General features: G+C 30.1%; 10 protein-coding genes. All 10 read right to left on the reverse strand.

Annotation, left to right across the window (positions count from 1 at the left end; translation table 11 throughout):
- Positions 1-77 precede the first annotated feature (77 nt).
- Positions 78-203 carry a hypothetical protein gene (locus tag O5Y44_RS04375; protein ID WP_371465605.1) on the reverse strand — a complete coding sequence of 42 codons (126 nt, stop codon included), beginning with the start codon at positions 201-203 and terminating at the stop codon, positions 78-80.
- A gap of 123 nt (positions 204-326) precedes the next feature.
- Complete coding sequence (locus O5Y44_RS04380; protein WP_371465606.1) at positions 327-485, reverse strand: hypothetical protein; 159 nt, start codon at positions 483-485, stop codon at positions 327-329.
- 44 nt (positions 486-529) lie between these two features.
- Complete coding sequence (smc, locus tag O5Y44_RS04385) at positions 530-4,084, reverse strand: chromosome segregation protein SMC (RefSeq protein ID WP_371465607.1); 3,555 nt, start codon at positions 4,082-4,084, stop codon at positions 530-532.
- Positions 4,085-4,105: 21 nt separating this feature from the next.
- Positions 4,106-4,819, reverse strand: a complete 714-nt coding sequence (rnc, locus tag O5Y44_RS04390; protein ID WP_371465608.1) for a ribonuclease III — start codon at positions 4,817-4,819, stop codon at positions 4,106-4,108.
- Positions 4,820-4,920: 101 nt separating this feature from the next.
- Entirely contained in the window at positions 4,921-6,054 is a 1,134-nt protein-coding gene (hemW, locus tag O5Y44_RS04395; RefSeq protein WP_371465609.1) for a radical SAM family heme chaperone HemW, read from the reverse strand.
- Positions 6,054-7,871, reverse strand: coding sequence for a translation elongation factor 4 (gene lepA, locus O5Y44_RS04400; protein ID WP_271965846.1), 1,818 nt, complete (start codon positions 7,869-7,871; stop codon positions 6,054-6,056). Before lepA ends, hemW begins: the two co-directional genes overlap by 1 nt.
- Before the next feature lie 12 nt (positions 7,872-7,883).
- Entirely contained in the window at positions 7,884-8,669 is a 786-nt protein-coding gene (locus O5Y44_RS04405) for a RecX family transcriptional regulator (RefSeq protein WP_271965847.1), read from the reverse strand.
- A 242-nt stretch (positions 8,670-8,911) separates the two neighbouring features.
- Complete coding sequence (locus O5Y44_RS04410) at positions 8,912-10,213, reverse strand: YkvI family membrane protein (RefSeq protein WP_371465610.1); 1,302 nt, start codon at positions 10,211-10,213, stop codon at positions 8,912-8,914.
- Between the two features lie 687 nt (positions 10,214-10,900).
- Positions 10,901-12,415: an ABC transporter permease/substrate-binding protein gene (locus O5Y44_RS04415; RefSeq protein WP_271987501.1), complete on the reverse strand. Its 1,515-nt coding sequence runs from the start codon at positions 12,413-12,415 to the stop codon at positions 10,901-10,903.
- Complete coding sequence (locus tag O5Y44_RS04420; RefSeq protein ID WP_271987500.1) at positions 12,415-13,143, reverse strand: ATP-binding cassette domain-containing protein; 729 nt, start codon at positions 13,141-13,143, stop codon at positions 12,415-12,417. The genes O5Y44_RS04415 and O5Y44_RS04420 overlap by 1 nt, the downstream gene beginning before the upstream one ends.
- Between the last annotated feature and the right edge of the window lies 1 nt (position 13,144).

Raw genomic sequence — 13,144 nt, forward strand, 5'->3', positions numbered from 1 at the left:
ATTATTTTATATATTCTTTTTAGGATGTCTATCAATAACCTCTTGATTATTTAATAAAGCTTGTTTTCCTTTTTTTGTTAATACATATCCTCTAATATTAAAAGTTTTTCACTAGAATTTTCCTTTAGTACTTCATCTAACTCAGCTGCCTTTAGTTTTGATAAACCTTTTATCGCCTTTTGTCTAAGTATATTTTTCTTCATTATTGAATTAATATGCTTTAATGATGCAAAAGCACTTTCTATTTCAATAAAACCTTCTTTTACAAGTTTACTTAGATTCTCTGGAGCATTAATTCCATACGTATACTTAAAATACTTTGGAAATCACGATTCTGTAGTAAATGTACCAAAACCAACAAACCATGATAGAATGATATCTCCAGCAATTAATTTATCGTTTAAATTAATCATATTTCTTTTAGGTACTGGTTTAGGATTTAACAACCATTTGTCTATATTCCTATCTGGAGAAATATAAGGCATATTTTCATGATTTATATATATATTTCTTTAATTCTCTTATCCATTTACTTTATATTATCATCAAAGTTTTCTATTACATCTTTCAACTCTAGTTCTAAGATATAACTAATACCTTTTTCTTGCATTGTTACTCCGTATAAAGTATCCATAGCTTCCATAGTTCCTCGTCTGTGTGTGATAACTAAGAACTGATTATTCTCTGAATAAACTTTTAAGAATTTAGCAAATCTATCAACATTCTCTTCATCAAGCGCCGCTTCTACCTCATCTAGCACTACAAATGGAGGATTTTTAACCTGTAATATCGCAAATAATAAACTTATCGCAGTTAAAGATTTCTCCCCACCTGATAATAATGAAAGGTTTTGAAGCTTTTTGCCAGGAGGTGAAGCTTCGATTACTATTCCGGTATTTAATATATCATTCGGTGATTCTAATGTCATATCAGCATAACCACCCTTGAACAACTCTTTAAATATTTTATTGAAGTTCTCTGCTACTTGAACAAATGTTGTTAAGAAGCGTTCTTTTACTTCTTTATCAATCTCTGCAATAGTCTCTTCTAGTTTTTCTTTCGCTTCTACAAGGTCGGTAATTTGCTCATTATAGAAGTCATAACGTTCTTTAACCTCTTCGAATTCTGCTATAGCATTTAGGTTAATATTACCTAACTCTACAATCTCTTTACGAAGTCTTGCTACATCTTGTTTATATGAAGGTACTTCATCAATAATATCGGCATTTAATCTATTTGATACACTCTCATACGTTACATTATAATTAGTAACAAGGGTTTCTAGATATTCATCAATTTTAACTTCTATCTTCGTCTGTTCTACTGTTAATTTTTCAAACTCTGAAGTTTTTTGACGTAGACTTTCGTTATTTCTTTGTTGAGCAATCGTAATTTCTTTTTCACGTTTAAACAATCCTGTTTTTTCCATATCAAGATCTGATAATAACGTCTTAAGCGTTGTTAAACGTTCACTACACTCAGTAATAATCTTAGAATTATTTTCTAGAATCTTATGCTCATCTTCCTCACTTAAAGACTCTGCATCTTTAGATATTTCTAATCTTGTCAACTGTTCATTCACATCTGATATATCTGCTAATAGTGATTCTATTAATTCTAAACCATGCTTAGTTGTTTCTTCTAATTTTGATTTTTCAATCTTAAGCTCAGCAATTTTCTCTAAGAATAATTCCTCAGCACTTTGAGCATTTTGTTTTTTACTACTTTCTTCTTTGATTTTTTCATCAAGTTTTTTAAGTTTTACTCTAATTCCCTCAAGATTTTGAGTTAATTCTATAATATTACTTGAATCATCTTTATTGTCTCTAAATTCTAATAATTTCTTCTCATTAAATTTTATATTTGCTTTAATATCAGCAATCTCAGAAGTTTTATGACTTACACTTAATTCTAATTGCTTAAGTTTTAAAATCGCTTCTTCTTTTGTCGATTTTAAACTTCCAATTTCATTCATTACTTCTTGTTGTTGATTTTCTAATTGATGTTTTTCTCTATCTAATTTTTCAATCTTATCATTAATTTTAACAAGATTTTGTGAAAGTTCATCAAGTTCAGCTTTATGTTTAATAGATGAATTGTTATTTTTATTAATAGCTCCCCCTGTGATAGATCCACCACTATTAATAATTTGCCCATCAAGGGTAATAATTCTATTTCTAAAATTAATTTTACGAGCTATTCTATTGGCATTATCCATATTATCGACGATAATAACAAGCCCTAATAGGTGAGATATTATATTTTTATACTCACTATCAACAGTTATAAGATTCTCAGCTATATTAATAAATCCTTCTTCATTTACAACTGTTCTATAAACATCACTCGCTATAGCTTTTGCTTTAATATTATTTAATGGTAAGAATGTAACTCTACCTTTATTAGTTTTCTTTAAGTGATTAATACATTCTTTTGCTACATTCTCATTTTCTACGATAATATTTTGTTGTGCTTGCCCTAAAGCTATATCAAGTGCGACGGCATATTCGTTATCAAATTCTACAATATTTGCTACACTATTGTGAACACCAGCTAGAGAATCTTTATTAGCAAGAATCTCTTTAACTCCAATATTATAAAAGCTTAAATTATTAATTTGATCTTCTAAGAACTTCTTACGATTTTCCAAGTTGCTCTTGAAGTTATATCCTGTGCGAATTTGCTCCTCAATATTTTTCCCATTTGAATTAATTAAAATATTTTTCTCAACTAATATATCAAGTTCTTTTTGAAGATTAGATAATTGTTCATTTAATACCTTTTGTTCTTCTGTAGCTGTAGAAAATTCTTCTTCTCTTACACTTAAAACTTGTTTTTGTCTTTCAATACTATCAAGTATCTCTTTAGTATTTTCATCAACACTCTCAAGATTTTTCTTAGCAAACTCTATACTATTCTCTAGTTTAGTTTCTTCGTTTATTAAATTATAGTAAGAGTCTTTTAGTTCTTCTATATTTCTTTCGATTAACTCTAGTTTACTCTCTTCACCCGATTCTAACGAAGATATTTCTTTGTTAATCTTTTGAATTCTCCCCTTAGTATCAGCATTTAGTTTTTCTCTTTCTGCTAACTTATTCTCAAGATTTTGTTTTCTTTCCTCAAGATATTTAATGTCATCGTTAATTTTTTCACTTCTAAGTGTTCTATTGTTTTTTCTTTCCTCAATAACACTTAATTGTGATTGAAGAGATTCTTTCTTTTGAACTAATTCTAACTCCTCATCATGATATTTCATGTAAGTTCTATCGAGTGAAACTAAACTATTCTTGATGCTTTCTAAATCTTTAATAAGTTCTTCTTGTCTACTTTCAAGTCCAAGTTTTTCAGATTCTTTCTCATGTTTAACTTGTAGTAAATCTGCAAGTCTTTTTTGATATTCAGCAATATTGTAAACATTTAATAAAATATCTTTTTCTTCAAGTTCATTCGAATAATCTAAATATTTTTGAGTTTTATTTTTCTGATCTTCTAAGATTTCATAACGACCTGAGATTTCTGAGAAAATATCATTTAACCTCATTAGATTATCATTTGTTTTCTCTAATTTAAGATTAGTTTCTTTTTTCTTATTTTTATATTTTAATACCCCTGATGCCTCTTCTATTATAGCTCGACGATCAACAGGTTTAGATGAAATAATATCTTCTACCTTACCTTGAGTAATAATACTGTAACTTTCTTTATTAATCCCAAAATCAAGATAGATATCCGTAATATCTTTTAATTTAGCACGTTTATTATCAATGTAATATTCACTATCACCATTTCTATACAAACGTCTTTTAATTTCACAATTATCTTCTCCGTTAGAAAATGTTACTGCTACTTCAGCAAAGTTCCTTCTTTTCGCATCTTCAGTCCCCGAAAAGATAACATCTTTCATGCTACTACCACGTAAATTTTTAGCAGACTGCTCCCCTAAAACCCAACGAATAGCATCAATTATATTACTTTTTCCCGAACCATTCGGTCCAACAACACCGATTAAGTTATTTTTAAATTCAAACGTTGTCTTCTTTTGAAAAGATTTAAAACCTGTAACTTCAACCTTTGCTAATTTCATCTTTGTTTCCTTTCATTATTTTTAAATATCTTTGTATCCTAGTTTTTCTAATGCTTGTTTGGCTGAAAGCTGTTCAGACTCTTTCTTAGTCGTTGCAGTTCCACTTCCATACTGATTTCCACCAATTAAAACAGCACTCGTGAAAGTTTTAGAATGTGATGGACCCGTAGAATCAAGTACTACATACTCAATTTCACCTAATTTAATTTTTGAAATGTACTCTTGTAGTATAGTTTTATAATCTACAAAGCTATGATATTCAAGGTCTTGAACTTCTGTAAATAACGTGTTATGTAAGAAAGTTTTTACAACTTCAAGATTTGACTCTAGGTACATTGCTCCTGTGAAAGATTCAAAAATATCAGCAAGTAAAGCTGCTCGACTTCTTCCACCCATCTTTTCTTCACCTTTTCCTAGATAGATACATTTATCTAAACCTAGTTGCAAAGCGTATTTAACCAATGTTTTTTCGCAAACAATAGATGCACGTAGCTTAGTAAGTTCACCTTCAGGAAGCTCAGAAAATTTCTTAAATAAAAATTCACTTGTTGTAAGTTCAACAACAGCATCCCCTAAAAATTCCAAACGCTCATAATTTAAATGCTTCGCGATTCTTTTCTCATTAGTATAAGAAGAATGAGAAAATGCATTTTTAAAATTCTCACTGAATTTCAAATTGAAACCATACTTTGCATTCAAATTATTAAGCAATCTTTCAATATATGTTCGTTCCACAATAATTCTCCTTTCTTTCATTATTGGGAGAAACTCAATAATTTTATATAAATTAATCAAGTTCCTCCCACAAAAATCATTCTCATTATTTAAATATGTTATTAATCCAATAAAAACTCAGAGAAGACATCATTTCCGTAGAATAATCCTTTTCTAGTTAATCGAAGTTTATTACCTTCAATTTCCAAGTAGCCTTCTCTTATATTTTTATCAATAACATTTTTGAATATTTCTTCTACTCTTTTTCCATATTTTTCTTCAAAAATATCTAAATCTACACCTTCTAAAAGACGTAGTCCTAAGAACATTTCCTCTTCAATTCTTTCCTTAAGTGTTACTGTATTTTCTTCACGTCTAGCGTGCCCTTTTTCTAACATACTGTCGATATAGAATTTTAATGCTCCTTGGTTAGCATAACGTACTCCATCAATATAACCATGTGCACCTGCTCCAAGACCATAATATTCAATATTCTTCCAGTAACTGCTATTATGAACACTCTCATGACCAGGACGAGCAAAATTACTGATTTCATACTGTTCATAACCATTTTCTGTTAAGAAATTAATAACCTCATTGTACATTTTCTCTTCAGTTTCATTTGAAGGCAATGTAACTTTCTTATCTCTAACCTGATTATAAAGTTTAGTCTTCTGTTCCAAAATCAATGAATAACATGAAATATGACTAATATTGTATTCTGCAACCTTCTTCATACTGTCATATAAGTCATCCATAGTTTGCTTCGGTAGTGAGAACATTAAATCTACATTAATATCCTCAATGCCATGTTTTTTACAATTAGCAATTGCCATATCTACATCATCAGCAACATGTCCACGTCCAAGAATTTTTAACAATTCGTTATTAAAAGTCTGAACTCCCATGCTAATTCTATCAACTCCGTAGCCCTTTACCAAAGCAACCCGAGAATCAACAAGATCCTCAGGGTTAGCTTCAAAAGTAAATTCACGCAGTTGTTGTGGAATTCTATTTCTTAATGCAGTTAGTAAACGATGAAGTTGCTCGTCATTTAATGCACTTGGTGTTCCACCACCGATATAAATAGTTTCAACATTTTGAATGTTTTCCATACTCTCGATTTCTTTGATTAAGCAATCTATATACTTATCAACAGGTTGTCTTTGTATATAAAACTTGTTGAAATCACAGTATGAACAAATATACTTACAAAATGGAATATGAATATATACTCCGCGTGGATAACTCTTCATTATTCTTCATCCATTTTAAGAACAGCCATGAAGGCATCTTGAGGAACCTCTACGCTACCAACAGCTTTCATTCTCTCTTTACCTTTTTTCTGTTTCTCTAATAGTTTACGTTTCCTACTAATATCCCCTCCGTAACATTTAGCAAGAACGTTTTTACGCATCGCTTTAATAGTTTCACGAGAGATAATTTTATTTCCAATAGCAGCTTGGATAGGAATTTCGAATTGTTGTTTTGGAATAAGTTTTTTAAGTTTTTCTACAATAACTTTACCACGTTGGTAAGCAAATTCTCTGTGAACGATGAAGCTTAGAGCATCGACTTGTTCACCATTTAATAGAATATCCATCTTAACAAGGTTACTGTCTTTGTATCCAGTTAATTCATAGTCGAATGACGCATATCCTTTTGTATTAGATTTAAGTTGATCGAAGAAATCAAAGACGATTTCTGATAAAGGTATATCATAAGTAATATTAACCCTTGTATCATCTATATATTCCATATTTAAGAAGATACCACGTTTCTTCTGACAAAGATCCATAACAGCACCTACATAGTCATTTGGTACCATAATGCTCGCCTTAACGAATGGCTCGGTAATCTTATTGATTTTTTGTGGATCTGGCATTTCTGATGGGTTTGACACGTCTACTAGAGTTCCGTCAGTTTTTTCAACTTTGTAAATAACCGATGGTGCAGTAGCAATAATATCAATATTAAATTCACGTTCGATACGCTCTTGAATGATTTCCATGTGTAACATTCCTAAGAATCCACATCTAAATCCGAATCCAAGTGCTTGAGAAGTTTCCGCTTCATATTGTAAAGCAGAGTCATTAAGTTCTAATTTTTCTAATGCTTCACGTAAGTCATTATATTTTGATGAATCGATTGGATATAATCCACAGAATACCATTGGATTTAATTTTCTATATCCAGGTAATGCTTCTTTAGCAGGATTATTCGCTAATGTGATTGTATCCCCTACACGAGTTTCACTTACATTTTTAATTGATGCACAAATAAATCCTACATCCCCTGCAGTAAGTTCATCAACGATTTTTTCTTTAGGTGTGTGAATACCAACCTCAGTAACCTCGAACACACCACCAGTAGCCATCATCTTAATCTTATCTCCAGCTTTTACAGTACCATTCTTAATACGTACTGAAACGATAACTCCTCTATACGCATCGTATAATGAGTCAAAGATTAATGCTTGTAGTGGTTCAGCCGCATCACCAGATGGAGCTGGAACGTATTCTACGATTTGTTCTAAGATTTCATCAATACCAATTCCTGCCTTAGCAGAAGCTAGAACGATATCGTCTGTAGGTAATCCAATTACATCTTCAATCTCAGTCTTAACCTTCTCAGGATCTGCTGCAGGTAAGTCGATTTTATTAATAATTGGAATAATTTCTAAATTATTGTCTAATGCTAAGTATACGTTAGCTAATGTTTGCGCTTCGATACCTTGAGCAGCATCAACTACTAAAATAGCCCCTTCACATGCTGCTAATGAACGTGATACTTCATAAGTGAAGTCTACATGTCCCGGTGTATCGATTAAGTGAAAAATATACTCTTCTCCATTTTTGGCAGTATATTGTAATTGAACTGCATTAAGTTTAATTGTAATACCTCTTTCGCGCTCAATATCCATTGAGTCAAGAAGTTGTGCTTTCATTTCACGTTGTTCTAACGCCTTTGTTTTTTCTAAAATTCTGTCCGCAAGAGTCGATTTCCCGTGATCAATATGTGCAATTATAGAAAAGTTCCTTATTTTCTTTTGCCTTTCATTTCTTTTATCCATTTTATTCTTCCTTTACAAATCTTGTTTTTCTACGTAGTCTTTAGCTGTATAATACGAAAAACCATCCCTTATTAGCTTTTCAATCAGCTTTTGTTTAAGTGCATATCCTTCATATCTGCGACTATAACTTTGATAAGCCCTTCTAAAATGCTCATCTAATATTTCGTCTTCATTTTCATCTTCATAGTCTTCGAAAAATATGTCAAACACCTTTCTTATTATATCAGATGTAAAGCCATTTGTATAAAGTTTTTGTGTTATTTTTTGAACTTTTTTGTTTTTCGTTTCTCTTCTTACTTTATACTCACGTTCAATAATTTTATAAAGCATTTCTATCATTGCTTCTTCTGTACAAATCTTGGCAATATTTTCATCTATAACATCTTTATCTAAGCCTTTTTCTAATAATTTTCTTTGTATCCAGTATGGTCCCTTTAAATTTAGATTAAAATAATCTGTTACAGCAGCTTCTACATAATGATCATCATTCAGATAACCAATTTCTATTAACTTCTCAATTACTTCATCAATAACATTATTAGCAATCTCTTTTTTCTGAAGGTATTCTCTTATGTCCTGCTTAGTTCTTAGACCAAATTGTAAATAATGTACTGCCTTACTATAAGCACTCTCAACACTTTCGTGAGCAATAATTTCTTTTAGTTGCTCTTTTGATAAATCTATTTTTTTTATAAGTCCATATTTAATAATCGTATCTTCAGAAACATAAAAATGTTTACCATTTTCCAAGTCTATTTTATACTTAACTTTGAGCTTTGTTATATTTGTAACTTGCAAATTTACACCTACTTTCTACATTCCTCGCTAAAAACTCTTACCTTTAATTTTATCAAAAATCACATAAAAAAGAAAATGTTAGAAAGAAAAGATTAACGAAATCTAACTAGTACAAAAAATCAGTTTCGTTAACCATTTCATTTTTATTTACTCTAAATTTATATCTAAACCTAAATTGCAAAGTTAAACGCAAAAAATTCTAGATAAATAAAAATATTTTTATCTATCTAGAATTCATGTTCTTAAAGTTTATATTTAGGATCTTTCTTTCTTAGCTCTAATTCTTTATCCGCAAATTCTTTTACATCATATTCACTATCAATGATTTCTTTAGCATATTCCTTTACATCAGCTTTTAAAGACTTTCCTTCTACAACAGAATCTTTACTTAAATTATCCAAGATAGCCTGATCTTTTTTAGTAAATGTTCTATTATCATCATGTTTTTTTATTGCTAATCTTATCATTTTACGACGTAAAAATGTTTCCTTCACTATATCTTGATGACTTCTTGTCCATGATAAAAATAATACAAATAATAATACGATACCCATATATCCTAATGCGGGATACGCATAAGAAATTAAATCTTTGAACCCAGCAAAACTACATAGATATCCAACAACAACTATTATAATTATATTAATTTTCAACTTCTTATCATCATTTGAAGAAAAACGTTTCGCTGTTGCATAAAACAAACTAAAAGCAGTATTAAATATTAAAGCAAAAATAACTAATGCATAAAAAACAGCCAACCACGGATTAATATCCTTTACAATTTTTAATATCGGTATTTCAGCATCTATTATATCGGCACTATTAGCAAAAAGAGTTGCTGTTGCGAACAGAATTAAAACCCCTACCATTATACCACCAAGAGCTCCACCCTTTTTAGCAACACCTATTCTTACGACTGAGCCACCTAGAACAAATGCCATAGACACACCAGTTAACACGCAAAGAGAGAAGTAGTTAATTACAGATATCCAAATATTTGGCATCGAAGATGGAATAGTCTTAGAAACTTCATCCAACATACCATAATCATAACTCTTTCCTACAAATGTATAAACTGTTATTAACAATATCAATACAAACACTATCGGAGTGAAAACCCCTAAAATACTAGTTATCTTCTCAAAATCCAAAAATGCTACAATTACTATCATAACCGCACAAAGAAGCGCTCCAGCCCAATTCGGTATTCCAAATTGTTGCTTTAAATTCGCTCCAGCTCCAGCTATCATGACAAAACCTATAACAAAATTAGAAATTATTAAAGTCCAGTCTATTATTTTATTTAAAATTGGTGTAGTTATTTCTCCAAAAACTTCTTGGTGATTATTAGCTTGATAATAAGAGCCTAATGTTAATATAATTTTCCCAAAAACCATATTCAAGATTCCTAAAACTACAACACCTATCAATCCAATTCTACCAAAGCTTAAAAAGTATTGTAGAATATCCTGCCCAGATGATAAACCTGCTCCAACTATCACACCGACATAAGCTAGTGCTATTCTTAATGATTCATTTTTCATTTTGACCTACCTTTCTTGCTATATATTACTTATAAATATCTTTTATTATGGGAGTGACTCAAAAATCGTGATTTCTAGAAACAAGATTTTGTCGAGTCACCCCCGCACAGTTTATTAGATATCTAAAAAGCTTTCATAAAGCGAATTTAGATATCAATAAACCACTGCATCTATGAATTATCATATACACTTTTTTTAAAATTTAGGACTTTTGAGTCAGCCTCCCTCTTGTTTTCTTATTTTTTTAATATTTAGCTACTACCTTACCATATATTTCTATTACTGTAATTAACACGATAAAAATTTACAATATCAATTACTTTTTTCAAAAAAATTGTCACTTGAAGAATAAAGTTTTCTTAATAGCATACTATTCTATAATACAATTAAATAAAAAAAAAATCAAGAATGAAGTCTTGGAGGGTAAAAAAATAATTCAATACCTCAATATTAACTCTAAACAACGCTATAACGAAACATCAAAAAAACCTTATCATATCAACATGAAATAAAGAGTTAAACATCAGAAGAAAACCCCTGAATCATCACCTTAAGAATTTTCTTATATTTTTAAGTTTATCTACTAATATAATTTTATCAAAAATCACATAAAAAAGAAATGTTAGAAAGAAAAAAATTCTCAAACCGTAAGGCTTGAGAATTTTTATTTTAAACTAAGATACTACGTTATTTTTTAATTAATCCTTCTTTTTGTAGATATTCTTTTGCTACATCATAAGCAGGTTTACCTTCAATATCTACTTTATAGTTCATTTCAGTCATTTCTTTTTCTGTTATTTTTCCAGCAAGTTTATTTAAGATTTTTTCAAGTTCAGGATGTTTTTTCAATGTCTCTTCTCTTAATAACGGTGCCCCTTGATATGGTGGGAATAAATGTCTATCGTCATTTAATAATTTAAGCTTATTAGTTATTATTTTACTATCCGTTGAGAATACATCGATAATATTTACATCACCATTCGAAATAGCTTGATATTTTAACGCTATTTCCATAGTTTTAACATTAAGATTCAAGTGATAAAGATTTTTAAGTCCTATACCACCATCTTCTCTATCATTGAATTCCAATGAGAATCCAACTTTTGAAGAATTTTCTACTAATTTTATATCTGAAATATTATTTAATTTATTTTTATTTGCAAAATCTTCTGTTACAGCTAAAGCATAAGTATCCTGGAATTTTGTAGGTTTTAGGTACACAAGATTATCTTGTTCGAAAATTTTATTTTTAGCAACTTCATAAACCTCGTCAGGATCATTAGAAGCAACAGTCTGAGGTGTTTTTAATAATGTTGTAGTAACTGTACCTGTAAATTCTGGATAAATATCAATACTTTTACCTTTTAACGCCTCATATAAGAAGCTTGTTTTACCAAAATTAGGTTTAACTTCAACATCAATATTTGTCTCATCTTCTATTAAAAGTTTATACATATTTATTAATATCTCAGGTTCTGCTCCTATTTTACCAGCTATTATTAGTTTATCATTAGACATTTTTCCAATTGGGAAGAAGCTAATAGTTAAAGCTACTACAGCCGCAAGTAATGATGCTAAAATAGTTTTTGGTTTTTTATCTTGTAAAAACTTAATTAATAATCCAAATAGAATTGCTAGTATTGCAGATGAAATAGCACCAATTAGAATTAACGCTGAATTATTTCTATCTATTCCTAATAAAATAAATGAACCTAATCCTCCTGCTCCTATTAAAGCGGCAAGAGTTGCTGTACCAATTATCATAATACTCGCTGTTCTCACACCACTCATAAGTATTGGCATAGCAAGTGCAAGTTTAAATTTTTTCAACTTCTCTAGTTTTGTCATACCAAAGGCTGTTGCTGCTTCTTCTAATGATGGATCAATCTCCGATAATCCAGTAATCGTACTTTGTAGTATTGGGAATATTGCATAAATTACCAATGCAACGACTGCTGGTAATGTACCAATCCCCATAAATGGAATGAATAACCCAAGTAATGCAAGAGAAGGAATAGTTTGGAAGATACCCGTAATTTGTAAAAACCATTCACTTGTCTTCTTATTACCTGATATAATTATTCCTAACGGAACTGCTATAAAAATTGCAATAATAAGTGATAATAATGAAATTTGAAGATGTTCATATAAACCAGTTATCCAATCACTTTTTCTTTCTAAAAATGTACTTACTAAATTCATTATTTATTCCCCCTTGCAAAAAATTCGCGAACAAAGTCATCCGCAGGGTTTTCTTTTAATACTTCTGGTGTAGCAATTTGAACTACTTTACCTTCTTTTAAAACACAAATTCTATCAGCAAGTTTCATCGCTTCATCCATATCGTGAGTTACAAAAACTGTTGTCATTTTATATTCATTGTGCAAAGTTTTAATTAAATCCTGTAACTGAACTTTACTAAGCGGATCTAGTGCTGAAAATGGTTCATCCATCAGTAAAATTTTAGGATTAGCGATAATTGCACGTAGTATTCCTACACGTTGTTTTTCTCCTCCAGAAAGTTCCTTAGGAAGACGATTCATATAATGTTTTGGATCTAATCCTACTTTTTTCAGTAGATCCTCAGTCTTTTCTTTAATTTCTTTCTTATCAAAGTTTTTCATTTCTGGAATTAGCGCAATATTTTCTGCAACCGTAAGATTCGGAAATAGTGCGATTTGTTGAAGAACATAGCCTGTTTTAAGTCTTAATTCCCTTAAATCATAATCTTTCAACCTCTTATCTTCAAAATAAATATCACCGTCAGTTTGTTCTATCAATCTATTTATTAACTTTAAAGTTGTTGTTTTTCCACTTCCACTCGGTCCTACAAGAACAAAAAATTCTCCTTCTTGTATGTCAAAACTTAATCCATCAAGTATTAAACCATTTGTGGAACAGCATAATGAAACATTGTTATATTTAATCATT

This window comes from Gemella sp. 27098_8_155 (assembly GCF_041433725.1).
Lineage (GTDB): Bacteria > Bacillota > Bacilli > Staphylococcales > Gemellaceae > Gemella > Gemella haemolysans_D.